This is a genomic window from Pantoea sp. SGAir0175 (assembly GCF_043547855.1).
The window spans coordinates 2,572,606-2,590,858 of the sequence record NZ_CP028081.1 but is presented as its reverse complement, the minus strand read 5'-3'; the positions used below and the strand labels follow the sequence as shown (position 1 = coordinate 2,590,858).

The following is an 18,253-nucleotide window of genomic DNA, read 5'->3' as shown; positions in this document are numbered from 1 at the left end:
AAGAGGGCATAAGATAGAGGAAAGGCGGCCACTCTCGGTAATGGTTTTTAAACCTTTGTGCCCTTTTGCGTGCTTTACCGTGTCAGTAAATATTTACATGGCGCGCCGTGCCGTCATTTTGCGTAAATGTTCTGCAAATGAGCCGCTTGCACCACGCAGCGCTGCGCAGGGTTCTACACTTGTCATTTCGATGAACCCGGAAAAAGTGAGGCAGCGTGCGCGCTTTGCTCGCGATAGTGCTGCTGGCCCTGTGCGGCTGGTGGAGTTTACCCTGGCTGAAAACGCATCTGCCGCCACAGTGGAATCCGTTTATACCGCTCCAGGTTACCGATCCGCCGGGCTGGATGACGCGCTATAAGCTGCAGCGGCTGAGCAGCGATCCGGCCGCGTGTCTGGCGGTGATGCGCGCGGCCAGCGCGCAGGGCAGAGTCAGTTTCCGTGAGGTGCCGCCGCTGCAGGGCGATTGTCCGATTGATCAACCTCTGCGCATCAGCCGCTTCGGTGAGGTCACGCTGAGCAGCAGTTTTCTTGCCAGCTGTCCGATGGCGGTGGCCAGCACGCTGTATGTTACGCGCAGCAATGCGGCGCTGCAGCAGGCCGGCATTACCTCGCCGCTGCGCCGCATCGCGCATGTTGGCAGTTACGCCTGCCGCAATATTTATCACCGCCAGGAAGGACGCCGCAGTGAACACGCGACGGCGGAGGCGTGGGACATCACGGGGTTTCAGCTGGCGGATGGGCGCTGGCTACAGGTAGGCAAAAACTGGCAGCAACCGCCGCAGGCCGCTGCCGGTTTGCACGCGTTATGGCGCAACGGCTGTGCCAGCTTCGGTAATGCGCTGGGGCCGGATTACAATGCGGCGCATGCCAGCCATTTCCACCTTGGCATGCGCGGCGCAGGCTTTTGTCGCTAAACTACACCGCCGGGTTTAATCCGCGTTTGATGAGGAAATGATTTGCCGGCCAGGAGAAAATAAATCCGGTGAGCATCGCCAGCTGTAACATAAACCAGAAGGCGCTGAGCAGGGGATTGAGCTGTTGATTAAGCACATATTTTAGGGCCAGCGTCATAAAGATAAAGATTCCCGTTTGATAAATCAGCAGCGGAAAGGTTTCTGTTTTCAGCGCTAATAATAACGTACGGACAATAGAAAGTTGTTCCCGCTGGCGAATGGCCAGAAACTGAAAAAATAATCCCGCCAGTAACGAAATCATCACGCAAATAACCGCCTGTAACCACAGCGCGGGGCTAATTGCAAAATGCTTGAGCAGAGTGACTATTGGCAGGGTGATGATGTCGCCGAATATACAGGCGGCGGCAGAGAGCGAGGTGGAAATAAAAATGGTTTGCCAGCTGGCATAACCGGTTAATCCGGATGGCAGCAGCAGCGCCAGTTTTCGCTGACGTGACGGTTTACGCCCGAGATACCACCATGCCAGCCAGCCGAAAAACGGCATGTACAGCCCGGTGAGCGGCCAGATGATATTCATGACCGCCAGCGGATGCGGGTGACGCAACAGATCTTTAGCGATCATCAGGGCGGTACACATGCCCACGACCAGAAAGGGTAATGCCAGCTGGTTTAACATAGTCAGTCCCACTCAGTTTGCTGAAATCGCGCCAGCCTGCGGAGCTATGCTGGTGCCTGCCACCTTGCGCCTCTGCTAAAGCGTAGCTGGAAAAGACGGTGCCGGAAATGTCTGCCACAGGTGCAAAGCAGGGAAACACTGCAGAAATAACTGGAATTAAGCCGCGCTGCGGACTTAATCAGCAGGAAGATTATGACGGGCGGTATAAAAAAGGGGAATGGCAAAGATAATAGCGATTAATGATGAGGCGAATGTTTTAGCTGCGAAGTCTGGCGTTTAATCAACAGGACGATTGAAAATTCTTCAGAAAAATCTTATTCTGATTCGCACGACTTATCATCCTGATGGTGCCGCTGGCATACGCACCATAGTTTAATTTCTCATTTGGGTAACATATTGACAACAAGGTGGTTATCACTTTTTGCCCGCAATGCCGCTCTGGTTTCAATCAATATTTTTTCTCTGGTTAATTTATTTTTTACATTAATCGGCACAGATATCCTGTTATGAATAAGGCGTGAAACAGCGCCAGGGCAATAATGACCATCGATAATTATTTCGTCTGGCGAGGCGAAACTGAAAAAGAATTTCAGGCGCTTTCCGAAGTGCTGCAATTGAAATCGCTGCTGCAAAAACATGTTGAGGCCCTTGGATTTGATGCTTTTGCCTTTTTGGTACAGCATCCGGTGCCTTTTACCCGACCGCGTATTTTTCTCTTTAGCACCTATCCGCAGAGCTGGGTGAAACGCTACGAGAGTGAAAATTACTATGCGGTGGATCCGGTGTTAATGCTCTGCCAGCAGCCCGGTCGCGGCGTGGAGTGGACGCGTGATTTATTTACCGGCGCAGGCAATTTATGGGCAGAAGCCAATGCAGCAGGGCTGGTAAGTGGCTTTTCATGCTCGGCAATGGCGCTAAATCGTGCCATTGGTATATTATCTATAGCATCGCAACAACCCAGCCAGACCCAGCACAGACGCGTTGAGCTGGAGGTGCAACTGCACTTCCTGGCGGAACTGAGTTTGCGTGTGCTGGACCGTCTGAATGACGGCTCAATGGTGGTGTTATCGAATGATTTTAGTCAGCGCGAGCTGGAAATATTGAAATGGACAGCGGAGGGAAAAACCTCAGCCGAAATTTCCCTCATTCTGGCTATTTCTGAACACACGGTAAATTTTCACCAAAAGAATATGCAAAAGCGTTTTAATGTTTCCAATAAAACGCAGATTGCCTGTTATGCCGCAGCCATCGGCCTGATATAGCGAAAAGGCAACTACTAATTTTAGTAGTTCCTAAGCCGCAGTCAGTTGTCTACCCTGCGCCGGAAACTCCGCCAGGCTGGCGCTTAATAAATCATTGCAAACATGGGGATGTCAGGGGCGCATGATGAAAATAATTCAAACACAGCTAAAGGATATGCCGTCCTCTTTGCTGGCCGAGTTGGGCACCTATCGTTACAGCGTATTTGCGCGTGGCGAGGGCTGGTCAATTCCGCCGCGACTCAGCACGCCGGGACAGGAGTACGATCGCTTCGATCGTTCCGATGTCACCTGGCTGATTGCCTGGACTGCGCGTCAGGGCATTTGTGGCTGCGCACGTCTGTTACCGTGGCACGAGCCGGAAGTGCCGGAGGGCATGGTGCTGCCTTTTGACCAGCAAAAAGTGTGGGAAATGTCGCGCTATTCGGCCCGCCTTGAAGTGGATGCCGAGCTGCCGCTGAACATCTTATGGCATTCGGTACAGCTGGCAGAGCTGAGCGGGATGGAGTATTTGATCAGTTCGGCCACGCCGATGCTGGAGAAGATGTTTGAGCAGCATCAGGTGGTGTACGAGCCGCTCTCGCCGGGACTGATCCAGTCAGAAGACAATCTGTTTGCCATTCGTATTCCGGTGCAGCAGCCGGCGCTGGCGGAGAAGTATCGCGGCACGCGTCGCTTCAGTCCGGAAGAAGTGCTGCCCTCGCTGGGCGTGTCGGTCAACTGGCAGTCACACAGCTAACGCCCCGCGCAGGATGCGCAGGGCACGCCGCTTACTGACGGTAGGCGGTTTTAATCTGGCGGATGGTGTTGCTGAACACCTCGGCCTGCGGTTTATCGGCCAGCGCGGACTGAACGTAGCGCTCCATGTTGATGATCACCTTACCGGCATCAGCCTGGCCCATACCTTTCAGGATCAGCGTCACCATCATTTTCAGGCAGGCGACTTCATCCGCCAGCGCCTGGGTATCGCGCGATGTTACGAAATCTTCATCACTCATCATTATCTCCTTTGTGGAATGACCTTGTGCGCACACATTCTTCCCGTGCATAAAAAACAGAGTATATCATACGCTTGATGGAAGAATTTAGGCCACATCATCGACCCGCGCGCAGACGGTTAATTAATTGCGCCGTTCGTTATTTTTTGTGCGCAAAAAACTTCCAGGGAAAGATTATTTTTAGGTGCTGCTGGCGGGAAGAAGCGAAGGCGGGTTATAAATTATAACTTAATGATATTAGTCACATTTTAACAATTTTATTCTAGTGTGGTATTGCATCAGCTAAAAAAAACAATCACCGCTGCCTGCTATTTGACATGGGTCATTGGTTTTGAGATTTATCTGGCGCCCCTGATGTTCTTTCCACGCGAAACCCGGTAAGATAACGCCCCTGAAATATATTTTCCCCCACTAACCTGCGGAGTACGTCCCGTTGATCAGCCTGCTTCTTGTTGATGACCATGAACTGGTACGCGCCGGTATTCGTCGCATACTGGAAGATATGAAGGGACTGGTGATTGCCGGGGAAGTGGCCTGTGGTGAGGATGCGGTAAAATGGTGCCGCACTCATCCTGTGGATGTGGTGCTGATGGACATGAACATGCCCGGTATTGGCGGACTGGAGGCGACGCGCAAAATCGTGCGCTTCAATCCGGATATCCGCATCATCATGCTGACTATCCACACCGAAAATCCCCTGCCAGCGAAAGTCATGCAGGCCGGTGCGGCAGGTTATCTCAGCAAAGGGGCGGCGCCGCAGGAAGTGGTCAGCGCCATTCGCTCGGTGCACGCCGGTCAGCGTTACATCGCCTCTGATATCGCTCAGCAGATGGCGCTGAGCCAGATTGAGCCGCAGCGCGCCGAATCACCGTTCAGCTGTTTGTCGGAAAGGGAATTGCAGATTATGCTGATGATTACCCGAGGGCAAAAGGTGACGGAGATTTCCGAGCAGCTTAACCTGAGCCCGAAAACCGTTAATAGCTATCGCTATCGCATGTTCAGCAAGTTGAACATCAGTGGTGACGTAGAGTTAACGCATCTGGCCATACGCCATGGCCTGTTCAATGCGGAGCCGTTAATCAGTAGTGAGTGACGTTTTCAATCCTAAAGCCTTTCTCAGCACCGTGACCAGTCAGCCCGGCGTCTACCGCATGTATGACGCGACAGGCACGGTGATCTATGTTGGTAAAGCCAAAGACCTTAAAAAACGCCTGAGCAGCTATTTCCGCACGCAGGTGGGGAGCCGTAAGACCGAAGTGCTGGTCAGCAACATCCATAATATTGATGTCACGGTCACCCATACGGAGACCGAAGCGCTGCTGCTGGAGCACAACTACATCAAGTTGTATCAGCCGCGCTACAACGTGCTGCTGCGCGATGATAAGTCGTACCCCTATATTTTCCTTAGCGGCGATCCGCATCCGCGCCTGGCGATGCACCGCGGTGCCAAACACGCCAAAGGCGAATACTTTGGTCCGTTTCCCAACGGCTATGCGGTGCGTGAAACCCTGGCGCTGCTGCAAAAGGTGTTTCCGATTCGCCAGTGCGAGAACAGCGTCTACCGCAACCGCTCGCGTCCGTGCCTGCAGTATCAGATTGGCCGTTGCCTCGGCCCCTGCGTCGCCGGCCTGGTGAGCGAAGAGGAATATGCGCAGCAAACCGACTATGTGCGGCTGTTTCTGGCCGGTAAAGACGATCAGGTAATTAATCAGCTGGTGCAGCGTATGGAGCAGGCCAGCGTGGGCCTGCGCTTCGAAGAGGCGGCGCGCCTGCGGGACCAGATTCAGGCGGTGCGGCGGATTACGGAGAAACAGTTCGTCTCCAATCAGGGCGATGATCTCGATGTGATGGGTGTGGCCTATGACGCCGGCATGGCCTGTCTGCACGTGCTGTTTATCCGGCAGGGCAAAGTGCTGGGCAGCCGCAGCTATTTCCCGAAGGTGCCCGCAGACACGGAACTTACCGAAGTGGTGCAGACGTTTGTCGGACAGTTTTATCTGCAGGGCAGCGAAGCGCGTACCTTACCGGCGGACATCCTGCTGGACTTCACTCTGCCTGAGCGGGAACTGCTGGCCGCATCGCTGAGCGAACTGGCTGGGCGCAAAGTCAGCATTCAGAGCAAACCGCGCGGCGACCGTGCACGCTACCTGAAGCTGGCGCGCACCAATGCCGCCACGGCGCTGACAACGCGGCTGGCGCAGCACTCGACCATCCAGCAGCGTCTGGCGGCGCTGGCGGCGTTCCTCAAACTGGAGCAGATTAACCGCATGGAGTGTTTCGACATCAGCCACACCATGGGCGAACAGACCATCGCGTCCTGCGTGGTGTTCAATCGTGACGGCCCGTTGCGCGCTGACTATCGTCGCTACAACATTGAAGGAATTACCCCCGGTGATGACTACGCGGCGATGAATCAGGTGCTGCGCCGTCGTTACGGCAAGGCGCTGGAACCGGAAAAGATCCCGGATGTGATCCTGATCGATGGCGGTAAAGGTCAGCTGGCGCAGGCGCAGCAGGTGTTTGCGGAACTGGATGTGCCATGGGATAAAAACCGGCCGATTCTGCTCGGCGTGGCAAAAGGCAGCGACCGTAAAGCCGGCCTGGAAACGCTGTTCTTTGCGGCGGAAGGCGAGGGCGTTTCCCTGCCGCCGGACTCGCCGGCGCTGCATGTTATCCAGCACATTCGTGACGACGCTCACAATCACGCAATTTCGGGCCACCGGAAAAAACGCGCCAAAGTGAAGAACACCAGCGCGCTGGAGAGCATAGAAGGCGTCGGACCCAAACGGCGTCAGCAGCTGCTGAAGTACATGGGCGGCCTGCAACCGCTGATGAATGCCAGCGTCGATGAGATCGCTAAAGTACCGGGTATCTCCTTCGCCCTGGCGGAAAAAATCTACTACTCGCTGAAACACTAACATTGAAACAGGGTGGGCAATGTAGGAACATACGTTAAATCCTACTCACACCAGACAGTTACTGGCATATGCAATTTAACATTCCGACGTGTCTTACCCTGTTTCGAGTTGTTCTGATCCCGTTCTTCGTGCTGGCGTTCTATCTGCCATTTCACTGGGCTCCCTTCGCGACGGCGCTGCTGTTTGTCATTGCTGCGGTCACTGACTGGTTTGATGGCTTCCTCGCGCGTCGCTGGAAGCAGACAACACGTTTTGGTGCCTTTCTCGATCCGGTCGCTGACAAAGTGATGGTGGCGATGGCGCTGGTGCTGGTCGCCGAGTATTTCCACGCCTGGTGGATCACGCTGCCGGCCGCCACCATGATCGCGCGTGAAATCATTATCTCGGCCTTACGTGAGTGGATGGCGGAGATTGGCAAGCGCAGTAGCGTGGCGGTGTCGTGGATTGGCAAAGTGAAGACCACGGCGCAGATGCTGTCGCTGGTGGCGCTGCTGTGGCGTCCGGACGCGACCGTAGTAGGCGTTGGCGTGGTGGCGTTGTACATCGCAGCGGTGCTGACTTTCTGGTCAATGTTCCAGTATTTAAGCGCGGCACGCGGCGATTTGCTCGATAGCTGATCGATGCGATTTAAAAAGCAGCAAACGGACGCAGTGTGTGGATAATTCTATTGACTCGTTGCGTCAGATAAGTAGAATGCATCGCATCGAACGGCAGCAAGGCTGCAAGAAGCTGAATAAAATCAGCAAGTTCGGTGAAGCATAAGTAAATGCGGGAATAGCTCAGTTGGTAGAGCACGACCTTGCCAAGGTCGGGGTCGCGAGTTCGAGTCTCGTTTCCCGCTCCAGATATTGCAATACGTCGCAGACGGCTTGCACCTCAGATTAAAAGGCGCGTTGGCAGAGTGGCCATGCAGCGGATTGCAAATCCGTCCACCTCGGTTCGACTCCGGGACGCGCCTCCAGTTTACACCCTGCCCGGGTGGTGAAATCGGTAGACACAAGGGATTTAAAATCCCTCGGCTTATGGTCGTGCGGGTTCAAGTCCCGCCCCGGGCACCATATTTAATACCGAATAAAATCAAAGCAATAAGTAGCAATGTCGTGACCGCCCAAGGGCGGTTTTTTTGTGCCTGAAAAATAAAACCGGGACATAACGTCTGTCCCGCTAATCTCAATCCTGTGGCTGGCCGACCGGGCCTTCGCCTTCGCTGGCGCCAGGTACTGACTGCTTGCTGGGCGCATGTGGACGTCCGTCACTGCCCACCGCATCGCTGTGTTGCATACAGCCGGCCAGGGTAACCAATGTCAGTGCCGCTAAGGCTGCCTTCATCAAACCACTCATCTTGCTCTCCTCCTGTTATGAACCGCGTAATCGTTAACGCACTGAGAAATAAGCAAAGCCACGAATCCGCCTTTACGCAAGCGAAGCGCGTACAGTTTTCTTCTTTACTCTTAGCGGTCCTGCGCCAGCGTTTCAACACGACGTCGGTATTCTCCCGGTGTGCAGCCAAACTCACGGACAAACGCTTTGTGAAAGGATGATTCGCTGGCGTAGCCGACGGCCAGAGCGATGTTGATTAACGGGGCTGTTTCGCGCGCCAGTCGCTGAGCGGCCAGCTGCAGACGAAGGGCGGTGAGCACGGCCAGCGGCGTGGTAGCGCTGAGCTGGCGGAACAGCAGCGCGAAGGAAGCGCGGGACATAAACACTTGCTGAGCCATGGCTTCTACCGTCCACGGCCTTTCCGGCGCGGCGCACAGTTGGGTGATTAAAGGGCCAAGACGTGGATGCAGAGCCACGGAGAGTAAGCCAGGGTGCGCTGCGTGAGTTGAGAGCCCATGACGCACCGCCAGTGTGAACAGGCTGCCAATCTGCTGGCTGCGAAGTGCGGCATCACCAGCAGCTGGCAGTGCGTCAGCACTCTGGGTGATGAACGGCAGCACCGCAGCCAGCCAGCGCCCATCGCTGCTTGTGGGTTCGGGGGCCAGCATTAGCACTTCGGGCAGGGCGGTGAGGAAAGCATGCGCCGACGCGGGCAGTTCCAGCAGGCCGCATACCAGTTGGGTTGGCTGCGTATGGCGCTGATAAATACGATGCGCGGCGTTTTGCGGCAGAAATATGACGCTGCCAGCAGGGAGTTCGACACCCGCAGTGACGGGCATATCCAGCATGACCGGGCCACCTGTGACCGTATGCCAGCGCACTGCGCACAGGTGCCCGGCGCTGTGCGGCAGTTGCCACTCACCACTCAGCACGCAGTTCTTATCTATGCTGCCCTGCGGGTTATGCAGCAGCAGCAGTTGACTCAATGGATCCATTTGTTTTTTCCCTTTTACCTGAACTGCCCGCTTGATTCAGACGCAAAGACAAAAATACCAGCGTTGCGGCGAAATACGGCGCGGCAGCAAACCGTAAGCTTTGGGTGATGACTATTTTTGACGCTTATGGAGAACATCATGAACCATTATCAGGCAGCAATCATCGGATTTGGTAAAGCAGGTAAAACGCTGGCGGCGGCACTGGGGCGCGCCGGATGGCGTGTCGCGATCATCGAAAAATCCCGCGTAATGTATGGTGGCACCTGCATTAATGTTGGCTGTATCCCAACGAAAGCACTGGTACACGATGTGCAACATCATGCCAGTTTCAGCGATGCCATGCAGCGCAAAGCGGCAGTAGTAGAATTGTTGCGTGAGAAGAATTACCTCAATCTGGCCGCTATTGCGCAGGTCGATGTTATTGATGGCGAGGCGGAATTTGTGGATGCCCACACGCTGAAAATCACTTCCTCGCAGCAGGTCAGCCAGATTCATGCTGAGCGTATTTTTATCAATAGCGGTGCCGAAGCGGTGTTTCCCGCACTGGAAGGCTTAGTTGCCGGACCGCGCGTGGTTGACAGCAGCGGTATCCTGAATTTAACGCAACTGCCGCAGCGGCTGGGGATCCTCGGCGGCGGTTATATTGGCGTTGAGTTTGCTTCCATGTTTGCCGGTTTTGGCAGCGAAGTGACGTTGTTTGAAAGTGCACCGCAATTTCTGGCGCGTGAAGATGATGATATCAGTGCGGCGATAGCCGGGATCCTGCAGGAGCAGGGCGTTAAGCTCGAGCTCAACACTGCATTACAGCGTGTAACCAGCGGTCGCGACAGCGTGACGCTGCATACCGCACAGGGCGATCGTGAAGTCGATGTGCTGCTGGTTGCCACGGGCCGTCGCCCGGCGACGAAGGCACTGAAACTGGAAAACGCGGGAGTGGTGACCGATGCGCGCGGCGCGGTGCGCGTCGATAAACAGCTTAAAACTTCCGTGGATCATATCTGGGCGCTGGGCGATGTTACCGGTGGGCCACAGTTTACCTATATTTCGCTTGATGATTTCCGCATCGTTTACGATCAGTTGCTGGGTAAGGGCACGCGCACCACCGAAGACCGCATTAACATCCCGTATTCCGTGTTTATGACGCCTGTGTTATCACGCATTGGTTTGACTGAAGCGCAGGCGCGCGCGCAGGGGAGGGATATTCAGGTGGTGACACTGCCGGTTGCCGCGATTCCGCGTGCGCGCGTTGTTGACGACACCCGTGGCATGCTCAAAGCCGTGGTTGATAATGGCAGCCAGCAGATTCTCGGCGTGGCGCTGCTGGCAGCGGACTCGCATGAAGTCATTAACATCGTGAAAACGGTAATGGATGTCGGGCTGCCGTATAGCGTGTTGCGTGACCAGATTTTTACCCACCCAACCATGAGCGAATCGCTCAATGATCTGTTTGCCCTGGTAAAATAATGACGAACAGGACGCCTGCACCGGGCGTCCCGATCGCACATCTAGCCAAGATTGCCGCTTAGGCGATCGCGGAAATCGCTGCTGCGGTTATCCAGGCCGGTGAAGGTGACGCTGGCGCCGTGCCGCTGGTAGCGGTACTCAATAGCGTCGAGCGCCGCCACGCTGGAAGCATCCCAAATCTGCGCGTGGGTCAAATCGATGGTGACGCGCTGCGGATCGTGGCCGTAGTCAAAATGCTCAAACAGATCGTTGCTGCTGGCGAAAAACAGCGGGCCACGCACCGTGTAGTGCACCTGCTGGCCATCGTCACTCAGCTGACGTTCGGCGTGGATCACGTGAGCGATGCGGCGGGCAAACAGCATCATGGCCAGCATCACGCCCACCAGCACGCCAAGCGCAAGGTTACCGGTCCACACCGTGACGGCGACGGTCAGCACCATCACCAGCGTTTCCGACCACGGCATGCGTTTCAGCGTGGCCGGCTGCAGGCTGTGCCAGTTCACGGTTTTCACCGCGACCACCATCATAATGCCCGCCAGCACCACCATCGGAATCTGCGCCATGATCTGGCTCAGACCGGTGACCAGCAACAGCAGCACCAGCGCTGTGGCCACGGTGGACACCCTGGTACGCGCCTTGCCCAGCTCAACGTTAACAATGGTCTGGCCGATCATCGCGCAGCCGGCGATACCGCCATAAAAGCCTGCCAGAATATTGCCGACGCCCAGCGCCCAGGATTCACGCCGCTTGCCGGAAGGCGTATCGGTCATGTCATCCACCAGTTTGGCGGTCAGCAGGGATTCCATCAGGCCGACGAAGGCGACCGACAGCGCGGTGGGCCAGACAATCTGCAGCGTCTGCAGATTAAGCGGCACCAGCAGGGTATTGAAATCCGGCAGGCCGGCGCGCATTGGCCCTTCATCGCCGACGTTGGGCACGCGATAGCCCAGCAGCAGCGCGACTGCGGTGACAGCCACGATAGCCACCAGCGGCGAAGGCACGCTTTTAAGCACTTTGGGCAGCAGTAGCACGATGGCCAGCGTGGCGGCGAACAGCAGCCACACCAGGCCCGACTGGCCCCAGACGTGCGGCACCTGCGCAAAGAAAATCAGTATACCCAGCGCGTTAACGAAGCCGATCATCACCGAGCGCGGAATATAGCGCATCATGCGCGACAGCCCGGCAAGGCCGAAAATGATTTGAATAACACCGCCGAGGATCACTGCCGGCAGAATGTACTCCACGCCATGTGCGTGCACCATTGGTCCGATCACCAGCGCGACGGAACCGGCCGCCGCGGTGACCATCGCAGGCCGTCCTCCCAGAAGCGACAGCGTCAGGCACAGCACCACCGAAGCGACAAGGCTGACTTTAGGGTCGACGCCGGCAATCACGGAAAACGAAATCACTTCCGGTATCAGCGCCAGGGCGGTAATCACCCCGGCCAGGCACTCGCGGGTGAAAAGAGAGGGTGAACGCAGCACACGTGCGACCGTGATGTCGCTCGCTGTGGCAGCGGGGCGATCGGCAGTTTGACTCATCTGTTGCAGGCTCTTTTATTGGATGCGCATGCCGTCACGGCATAGCAATATTTAGTGGAAAAGTTAACGCGGGCGATGTTACCGGGGGATGACGCGAGGCGCCAGTAAAACAGGGCGATAAGGTTGATTCCATCCCTGGAATCCGCTGCGGCTACAGCGAAAAATCATCCGGAGTCTGATGAACCACCAGTTCCAGCAGGTGACGGTAGACATCCAGCTGGACGACATCGGCTTCCTGCTCCAGGCGGCCAATCAGGGCGGCAATAATCGCCTTATTGGTCACCGGCATACCGCTGTGCAGGATTTCAGCAATCAGATGTCCTAAGACTTCCATCTCATTGGTTTCACTGTTAACGGCCTGTTTAAAATTGTCAGCGATGGCATCGCTGCTGTTGACGGCATTTTGCATGTGTAAGCCCTTAAGATTGGCTGATGGCCCAGCGGCCAGCACAACCAGGAAGAAATATTTCCGCGCGGACAGGCGCGAAAAACCTGACTCACCACCCAACACAAAAAGACACCTCTGAAGGTGGAAATCCACAACACCTTCAGAGGCGACGCAACTGCATCATTCGTTACCGAATCGTTAACCGATTCATGGCGGCTAAAGTTATACAGTAACCCATAATCTGTACAAGCGGCGGCTTGTGCATTTCGTGCTTATCAGGCTAATTTACTCAATATTATAGGGTATTTTGCCGAAAAAAGTTATACAGGCAAGCTGTACACACGACCTGATCGGGCCTTTCCGCGACTTAAGTGAAACTGGTAATCTGCGCGCAGCACGACTAAATTTGCTGATGTAAGCAAACTTTTCATTCCCACGTCGCTTAGCTTATAATAACCCTCCCATTTAGTTAGAACTCTAACCATTAGGCCGCTACGCTTTGACTGACCATCCACAACCGTTTTCCCGTCTGTTGCATCTTACTGCCCATGCGTGGCGGCTGGCGGTTGATCGTCGCCTGAAAGAGAGCGGTTTGAGTATGAGTAGCTGGCTGGCAATTGCCAGCGTGGCGACCGCCAGTGAACCGCCGACGCAAAAGGCGCTGGCACAGCTATTGGGGCTGGAGGAAGCCAGTGTAGTGCCGCTGGTCGATCGGCTGGTGAAACAGCAGCTGCTGGCACGGGTGCAGCCAAAGGAAGATCGTCGCAAGCGCCTGCTGGTGTTAACCGAGCAGGGCGGCGAGGCGTTCGCTACGGTGAAAACGCAAGCGGATGCGCTGCGCGCCCAGTTGCTGGCCGATATCGATCCCGCCGCGCTGGCAGTGACCGAAAACGTGTTGCAGCAGCTGCTTGAACGCTTAGGAAACGTATAGCCGTGGCGAAACGTAACCCGTATGCCCCTCGCGAATGGCTGCCGCACGAAAAGCCGATGCTGCCGGGATCGCCCTCGACACCGCTGCATGCGCCATCGAAACGCATCGCGTTTGGCCTGATCGGCCTGCTGATCTCCATTACCGGTGCGCTGAGTAATGCGCTGGTGACCGCCAACCTCACCAATCTGCAGGGCACCTTCGCCGCGTACAGCAACGAAATCGCCTGGCTGCCGGCGGTCTACGTAATGGGCAATATCTCCATTAATCTGTTGCTGGTGAAGTTCCGCCAGCAGTTTGGTCTGCGGCTGTTTACCGAAGCTTTTCTGGTGCTGTACGTCATCGTGGCGTTTTTTCACATCCTCGCTAACGATCTCAGCTCGGCGATTATCGTGCGTACCGCGCACGGCATGGAGGGCGCGGCGCTCAGCTCGCTGGGCATCTATTATCAGATCCAGGCCTGGCCGGCGAAGCACCGGCTTAAAGCGCTGGTGATTGGCATCACCGCCTCGCAGCTGGCGATTCCGCTGGCGCGGCTGTTCTCCAGCGAGCTGCTGCAGCTGGAGGAGTGGCGCGGCCTCTATCTGTTTGAGCTGGGCCTGGCGATGATTGCGCTGGGCTGCGTGCTGGTGGTCAAGCTGCCGCCGGGCGACCGTATCAAAGCGTTCGAAAAGCTCGATTTTGTCACCTTTATGCTGCTGGCACCGGGCATGGCGTTATTGTGCGGCGTGCTGTCACTCGGGCGCATTGAGTGGTGGTTCAGCACACCCTGGCTCGGCGTCTGTCTGGCGCTGGCGCTGGTGCTGATTGTCGCGGCGGTGGTGCTGGAGCATAACCGCGCTAACCCGCTGATTAACACCCGCTGGCTGAGCAATGGCATGATCGTGCGGCTCGGCATCGTGATGATCATGATGCGCATCGTGCTGGCCGAGCAGAATACCGGCGCGGTCGGCTTTCTGCAGCAGCTGGGCCTGCTCAACGATCAGATGCGCGGGCTGGCGCTGGCGATCATTGCGGGCGTGATCTGCGGCATGATTGCCAGCGCGCTGACCATCAAACCCAACCATCTGAGCTGGCCAATCGTGGTCTCGCTGGCCGTAATGATTGTCGCCTCGCTGATGGATGCGCAATCCAGCCCGCTGACGCGTGCCAGCAATCTCTACTTCAGCCAGTTTCTGCTCGGTTTCAGCAGTGCTTTTTTCCTTGGGCCAGCGATGCTGCTTGGCATCGGCGGCGTGGTGACTCAGCCGAAAAATCTGGTGAGTTTTGTCGTGCTGTTTGGCATGAGCCAGAATCTTGGCGGGCTGATTGGCTCTGCCATTCTCGGCACCTTCCAGACGTGGCGCGAAAAATATCACTCCAGCCTGCTGGGTGATCAGCTGTCGCTGCTCGATCCTAATGTGGTGGATCGCCTCAGCCAGTACAGCGCGCTGTTTCGCAGCCAGCTGGCGGACAGCGGCCTGCTCAGCGCGCAGAGCAGCAGTCAGCTGCAAACCGTGGCCACGCTGCAGGCCAACGTGCTGGCTTATAACGATACCTATTTACTGACCGCCGCGCTGGCAATGATAACGCTGATGTGGGTGCTGTGGCGCCTGACGCGGCTGCGTTATCTCAACTGGCGCCAGGCGCGACATAATCTGACTGAGCAACAGCAGCAGGCTGCGCCAGCAAACCGAACGGAGACCCCATGAGTCAACAGGACGATCTACAGGCTGCGGAGCGCGAGCGCACCAACCGCCGACGCATTCTCTCTATCGCCGCCGGGAGCGGCATCGCCATCGTGGGCGTGCTGGTGATTTTATACGCCTGGCAGCTGTGGCCCTTTACCAGCACCATCCAGTCAACGGAAAACGCCTACGTGCGCGGCCAGGTGACCTTTATCAGCCCGCAGGTCAGCGGCTACCTGACGAACGTTGAGGTGGTGGATCTGCAGCCGGTGCGCAAAGGACAGCTGCTGATGACCATTGACGATCGTATCTATCGCCAGCGCGTGCATCAGGCGCAGGCACAGCTGGCGATGAAGATCGCCGCGCAGAATAACAACCAGCAGCAGCAGAAGAGTGCGGAAGCCACTATCGCCAGCAATAAAGCCGCGCTGGAGAATGCCAAAGCGCAGGCGCTGAAAAGCAGTCTCGATTTGAAGCGGGTGGAAAATCTGGCGGCGGATGGCTCGCTGTCGGTACGCGAGCGTGACGCCGCGCGCGCAGCCAATGCGCAGGCTCAGGCCCAGCTGCGCCAGGCGGCGGCGCAGGTGGCGGTCTCGCAGCAGAATCTGCAAACCACCATCGTCAACCGTGCGGCGCTGGCCGGCGACGTAGCCAGCGCGCAGGCGGCACTGGAGCTGGCCAATATCGATCTGGACAACACGCGCATTATCGCGCCGGACAGCGGCCAGCTCGGTCAGCTGTCGGTGCGCAAAGGCACGTATGTTACTGCCGGCACGCGGCTGACCTCGGTGGTGCCGGATAATAAATGGGTGATTGCCAACCTGAAGGAAACCCAGCTGGCGCGCGTGCGCCCCGGCCTGCCAGTGTCGATCCGCGTTGATGCGCTGGACGGCAAGCGCTTTGACGGCCGCGTTGAGTTTATCTCGCCCGCCGCCGGATCTGAGTTCAGCGCCATCTCGCCAGATAACGCCACCGGTAACTTCGTGAAAATCGCCCAGCGCATTCCGGTGCGCATCAAAATTCTTGGTGACGAACTGCAGCAGCTGCGGCCGGGGATGTCGGTGGAAGTCGACATTGATACCGCCGCCGAACCACACCGGGATGCGTTATGAAGCGGCCGTTACTCGCGGTGCTCATCGCGCTGCTGCTGACCGGCTGCGCCCGCGAAGTGGAGCAGGCGCCGTCGTCGCTGCCGATTCCGCCCGACTGGCGTCAGCAGGTCGGGCCCGCCGCCGCGCCGGAAGCACAGTGGTGGCGCAGCTTTGGTGATGATCGCCTCAACTGGCTGGTGAACCAGGCGCTACAGCACAACAGCGATATTCTCATTGCCCGGTCGCGCGTCGATCAGTATCGCGCCGAGCTGCGCGCTGCGCAGGGCGACAACTTCCCCACGCTGTCGGCGGGCGTGGCGGCAACCCATCAACGTGCGCTGTCAGCGGCGACCGGTCAGCCGTACGAAAGTGCGGTTTTTCAGGGACTGCTGCAGGCGAATTATGAGGTCGACTTATGGGGCAGCCGCAGCAACAGCATCCGCGCGGCGGAAGCCACGCTGGCGGCGCAGCGTGCGGCGGCCTCGGCAGCCGAGCTGACGGTGGCCAGTTCGGTCGCGTCCGGTTACCTCAGCCTGTGCGCGCTCGACGAGCAGCTGCGTGTGACCGAGGCCACGCTGGAAACGCGGCAGAACTCGCTGAACCTGGCGCAGCGTCAGTTCGAAACCGGCTATACCTCGCGGCTCGAATGGATGCAGGCGGCGTCGGAGTATCAGACAGCGAAAGCGCAAATTCCGCAGCTGCAGCATCAGATCGCCCAGCAGGAGAACGCGCTCAGCATTCTGGTTGGCATGAATCCGCGCCAGATCGCGCGCAGCAGCCAGTTCGACCAGCTGCGACCCCACGCACTGCCGGCGCTGCTGCCGTCGCAGCTGCTGAATCGCCGGCCTGACATAGTCCAGGCGCAGCGCCTGCTGCTGGCGAGCGACGCGTCACTGGCGGCGGCACAGGCACAGCTGCTGCCATCGCTCAACCTGACGGCGTCCGGCACGCTGCAGAGCAGCCAGCTACACGATCTGCTGGATAATCCGTTCCGCCTGTGGAGCATCGGCGGCAGCGTGCTGGCACCGCTGCTCAACCGCGAAGCCCTGACCGCACAGGTGGATGTGGCGATGGCGTCGCGCAACCAGGCGCTTTATGGCTACGAAAGGGTGGTGCGCAACGCCTTTGCCGAGGTGGATAACGCGCTGGATGCCATCACGCGCAGCCAGCAGCAGCTAACAGAGTTGCAGGCGCAGGAGCGCTACGTTGCCGAGGCGTGGCGGATTGCGCGCAACCGTTATCAGAATGGCTATGCGTCCTATCTCGATGAGCTTGATGCGCAGCGCACGCTGTTCAGCACCCAGCTGAATATTGTGGCGGTGAAAAACACGCTGCTGCTGGCGCAAATCGATCTCTACCGCGCACTTGGTGGCGGCTGGCAGGGTTGATCATCATGCCGCAGCCGCCTGGCTGCGGTCATAAATGATGTCTAAAGCCCGTTCACCCCGCTTTCACAACAGCACCAGCCCGAACTTAAGTGGTTCATGCTTTTTTTTACTTGTCTTTACAATTAGTGGTATTATCCGCGGCGCTTTACACAGTCTGAACGGAACTATGCAGGGGTTGTTGCCTGCACGGTCGCGTGGTTGCGCGGCTTGCCATGACAGGGGAAGAAAAGGAAATGATGAATAAAAAAGCCACGCTGGCACTGCTGGTTGCAGCGGTATTAATCACCGGCTGTGCATCGCGCACGGCACCGATCCAGAACGTCAGCCAGACGGTCGCGCAGAGCTACAGCGATCAGCAGATGCAGCGGGCTATCGTGGAAGCTGGCGCGGCCAATCACTGGGTGATCTCACCGGCGGGTCCGGGCGTGATGAATGGTCTGCTGGCAGAACGCGGCCACACGGCGAATATCCGTATCACCTACACTGCTAACAGCTACCGCATTGATTACGTCAGCAGCACCAATCTGAAAGCAGGCAGTGGCCAGATTCACCGTAACTATAACCGCTGGATTCAGAACCTGAACCAGGGCATCCAGACCCGTCTGGCGGTGCAGGCGGTAAAATAAGTCATCACCCGCGCCGCTAACAGTTAATCGTAAAGTTAGCCGGCACGCTGCCGAAATAGAAACAGGCGGACCCGATGTCC

The 18,253-nt window shown here is 57.1% G+C and carries 18 protein-coding genes and 3 tRNA genes; 15 read left to right on the top strand and 6 right to left on the bottom strand.

The window, feature by feature from the left end; translation table 11 throughout:
• Nucleotides 1–215: 215 nt before the first annotated feature.
• Complete coding sequence (locus tag C1N56_RS12120; RefSeq protein ID WP_058769587.1) at nucleotides 216–914, top strand: extensin-like domain-containing protein; 699 nt, start codon at nucleotides 216–218, stop codon at nucleotides 912–914.
• Nucleotide 915: 1 nt separating this feature from the next.
• Here C1N56_RS12120 and C1N56_RS12115 read toward each other — a convergent pair whose 3' ends face one another.
• Entirely contained in the window at nucleotides 916–1,590 is a 675-nt protein-coding gene (locus tag C1N56_RS12115; RefSeq protein ID WP_059008910.1) for a DUF4396 domain-containing protein, read from the bottom strand.
• A 539-nt stretch (nucleotides 1,591–2,129) separates the two neighbouring features.
• On the opposite strand from C1N56_RS12115, the gene sdiA reads away from it, so the two are divergent.
• Nucleotides 2,130–2,852 (top strand): transcriptional regulator SdiA, encoded by a 723-nt coding sequence (gene sdiA / locus C1N56_RS12110; RefSeq protein WP_021508278.1) that lies wholly within the window; start codon nucleotides 2,130–2,132, stop codon nucleotides 2,850–2,852.
• A 124-nt stretch (nucleotides 2,853–2,976) separates the two neighbouring features.
• Entirely contained in the window at nucleotides 2,977–3,588 is a 612-nt protein-coding gene (locus tag C1N56_RS12105) for an acyl-homoserine-lactone synthase (protein ID WP_031279842.1), read from the top strand.
• Between the two features lie 31 nt (nucleotides 3,589–3,619).
• Here C1N56_RS12105 and C1N56_RS12100 read toward each other — a convergent pair whose 3' ends face one another.
• The gene (locus C1N56_RS12100) at nucleotides 3,620–3,847 is read right to left on the bottom strand and encodes a DUF2594 family protein (RefSeq protein ID WP_010616664.1); all 228 of its coding nucleotides are present in this window, start codon (nucleotides 3,845–3,847) and stop codon (nucleotides 3,620–3,622) included.
• Nucleotides 3,848–4,280: 433 nt separating this feature from the next.
• On the opposite strand from C1N56_RS12100, the gene uvrY reads away from it, so the two are divergent.
• The 6 genes from uvrY (at nucleotide 4,281) to C1N56_RS12070 (ending at nucleotide 7,823) form a co-directional block, all read left to right on the top strand.
• Entirely contained in the window at nucleotides 4,281–4,940 is a 660-nt protein-coding gene (uvrY, locus tag C1N56_RS12095; RefSeq protein WP_021508277.1) for a UvrY/SirA/GacA family response regulator transcription factor, read from the top strand.
• Nucleotides 4,933–6,765: an excinuclease ABC subunit UvrC gene (gene uvrC, locus C1N56_RS12090; RefSeq protein ID WP_058769589.1), complete on the top strand. Its 1,833-nt coding sequence runs from the start codon at nucleotides 4,933–4,935 to the stop codon at nucleotides 6,763–6,765. Before uvrY ends, uvrC begins: the two co-directional genes overlap by 8 nt.
• Before the next feature lie 68 nt (nucleotides 6,766–6,833).
• Nucleotides 6,834–7,382, top strand: coding sequence for a CDP-diacylglycerol--glycerol-3-phosphate 3-phosphatidyltransferase (pgsA, locus tag C1N56_RS12085; RefSeq protein ID WP_021508275.1), 549 nt, complete (start codon nucleotides 6,834–6,836; stop codon nucleotides 7,380–7,382).
• A gap of 151 nt (nucleotides 7,383–7,533) precedes the next feature.
• Nucleotides 7,534–7,609: transfer RNA gene (locus C1N56_RS12080), tRNA-Gly, on the top strand.
• Nucleotides 7,610–7,652: 43 nt separating this feature from the next.
• Nucleotides 7,653–7,726 (top strand) — tRNA-Cys (locus tag C1N56_RS12075).
• Nucleotides 7,727–7,737: 11 nt separating this feature from the next.
• Nucleotides 7,738–7,823: transfer RNA gene (locus C1N56_RS12070), tRNA-Leu, on the top strand.
• 112 nt (nucleotides 7,824–7,935) lie between these two features.
• Here C1N56_RS12070 and C1N56_RS12065 read toward each other — a convergent pair.
• Together C1N56_RS12065 and C1N56_RS12060 are read right to left on the bottom strand one after the other, a co-directional pair.
• The gene (locus tag C1N56_RS12065; protein WP_058769590.1) at nucleotides 7,936–8,106 is read right to left on the bottom strand and encodes a hypothetical protein; all 171 of its coding nucleotides are present in this window, start codon (nucleotides 8,104–8,106) and stop codon (nucleotides 7,936–7,938) included.
• A 110-nt stretch (nucleotides 8,107–8,216) separates the two neighbouring features.
• The gene (locus C1N56_RS12060) at nucleotides 8,217–9,080 is read right to left on the bottom strand and encodes a helix-turn-helix domain-containing protein (protein WP_394516693.1); all 864 of its coding nucleotides are present in this window, start codon (nucleotides 9,078–9,080) and stop codon (nucleotides 8,217–8,219) included.
• A gap of 138 nt (nucleotides 9,081–9,218) precedes the next feature.
• On the opposite strand from C1N56_RS12060, the gene rclA reads away from it, so the two are divergent.
• Nucleotides 9,219–10,544, top strand: coding sequence for a reactive chlorine resistance oxidoreductase RclA (gene rclA / locus C1N56_RS12055; protein ID WP_394516692.1), 1,326 nt, complete (start codon nucleotides 9,219–9,221; stop codon nucleotides 10,542–10,544).
• A gap of 41 nt (nucleotides 10,545–10,585) precedes the next feature.
• Here the strand turns inward: rclA and C1N56_RS12050 are convergent, their stop codons facing one another.
• Nucleotides 10,586–12,085 carry a SulP family inorganic anion transporter gene (locus C1N56_RS12050; protein ID WP_394516691.1) on the bottom strand — a complete coding sequence of 500 codons (1,500 nt, stop codon included), beginning with the start codon at nucleotides 12,083–12,085 and terminating at the stop codon, nucleotides 10,586–10,588.
• Nucleotides 12,086–12,236: 151 nt separating this feature from the next.
• Nucleotides 12,237–12,494 (bottom strand): biofilm/acid-resistance regulator YmgB/AriR, encoded by a 258-nt coding sequence (locus C1N56_RS12045; protein WP_021508271.1) that lies wholly within the window; start codon nucleotides 12,492–12,494, stop codon nucleotides 12,237–12,239.
• Between the two features lie 478 nt (nucleotides 12,495–12,972).
• On the opposite strand from C1N56_RS12045, the gene C1N56_RS12040 reads away from it, so the two are divergent.
• The 5 genes from C1N56_RS12040 (at nucleotide 12,973) to C1N56_RS12020 (ending at nucleotide 18,173) form a co-directional block, all read left to right on the top strand.
• Complete coding sequence (locus C1N56_RS12040) at nucleotides 12,973–13,404, top strand: MarR family winged helix-turn-helix transcriptional regulator (RefSeq protein WP_058769594.1); 432 nt, start codon at nucleotides 12,973–12,975, stop codon at nucleotides 13,402–13,404.
• A gap of 2 nt (nucleotides 13,405–13,406) precedes the next feature.
• Nucleotides 13,407–15,092 (top strand): MFS transporter, encoded by a 1,686-nt coding sequence (locus C1N56_RS12035; protein WP_394516690.1) that lies wholly within the window; start codon nucleotides 13,407–13,409, stop codon nucleotides 15,090–15,092.
• Entirely contained in the window at nucleotides 15,089–16,180 is a 1,092-nt protein-coding gene (locus C1N56_RS12030; RefSeq protein ID WP_021508268.1) for an HlyD family secretion protein, read from the top strand. The genes C1N56_RS12035 and C1N56_RS12030 overlap by 4 nt, the downstream gene beginning before the upstream one ends.
• Nucleotides 16,177–17,547 carry an efflux transporter outer membrane subunit gene (locus C1N56_RS12025; RefSeq protein ID WP_058780775.1) on the top strand — a complete coding sequence of 457 codons (1,371 nt, stop codon included), beginning with the start codon at nucleotides 16,177–16,179 and terminating at the stop codon, nucleotides 17,545–17,547. Before C1N56_RS12030 ends, C1N56_RS12025 begins: the two co-directional genes overlap by 4 nt.
• 236 nt (nucleotides 17,548–17,783) lie before the next feature.
• Nucleotides 17,784–18,173, top strand: coding sequence for a hypothetical protein (locus C1N56_RS12020; protein ID WP_058759697.1), 390 nt, complete (start codon nucleotides 17,784–17,786; stop codon nucleotides 18,171–18,173).
• The last annotated feature ends 80 nt before the right edge of the window (nucleotides 18,174–18,253 follow it).

What these genes read in the sequence shown, in the direction of transcription:
- C1N56_RS12115 (WP_059008910.1), bottom strand. Translation starts at nt 1,590, where the DNA reads ATGTTAAACCAGCTGGCATTACCCTTTCTGGTCGTGGGCATGTGTACC.
- sdiA (WP_021508278.1), top strand. Translation starts at nt 2,130, where the DNA reads ATGACCATCGATAATTATTTCGTCTGGCGAGGCGAAACTGAAAAAGAA.
- C1N56_RS12105 (WP_031279842.1), top strand. Translation starts at nt 2,977, where the DNA reads ATGAAAATAATTCAAACACAGCTAAAGGATATGCCGTCCTCTTTGCTG.
- C1N56_RS12100 (WP_010616664.1), bottom strand. Translation starts at nt 3,847, where the DNA reads ATGAGTGATGAAGATTTCGTAACATCGCGCGATACCCAGGCGCTGGCG.
- pgsA (WP_021508275.1), top strand. Translation starts at nt 6,834, where the DNA reads ATGCAATTTAACATTCCGACGTGTCTTACCCTGTTTCGAGTTGTTCTG.
- C1N56_RS12065 (WP_058769590.1), bottom strand. Translation starts at nt 8,106, where the DNA reads ATGAGTGGTTTGATGAAGGCAGCCTTAGCGGCACTGACATTGGTTACC.
- C1N56_RS12060 (WP_394516693.1), bottom strand. Translation starts at nt 9,080, where the DNA reads ATGGATCCATTGAGTCAACTGCTGCTGCTGCATAACCCGCAGGGCAGC.
- rclA (WP_394516692.1), top strand. Translation starts at nt 9,219, where the DNA reads ATGAACCATTATCAGGCAGCAATCATCGGATTTGGTAAAGCAGGTAAA.
- C1N56_RS12050 (WP_394516691.1), bottom strand. Translation starts at nt 12,085, where the DNA reads ATGAGTCAAACTGCCGATCGCCCCGCTGCCACAGCGAGCGACATCACG.
- C1N56_RS12045 (WP_021508271.1), bottom strand. Translation starts at nt 12,494, where the DNA reads ATGCAAAATGCCGTCAACAGCAGCGATGCCATCGCTGACAATTTTAAA.
- C1N56_RS12030 (WP_021508268.1), top strand. Translation starts at nt 15,089, where the DNA reads ATGAGTCAACAGGACGATCTACAGGCTGCGGAGCGCGAGCGCACCAAC.
- C1N56_RS12025 (WP_058780775.1), top strand. Translation starts at nt 16,177, where the DNA reads ATGAAGCGGCCGTTACTCGCGGTGCTCATCGCGCTGCTGCTGACCGGC.
- C1N56_RS12020 (WP_058759697.1), top strand. Translation starts at nt 17,784, where the DNA reads ATGAATAAAAAAGCCACGCTGGCACTGCTGGTTGCAGCGGTATTAATC.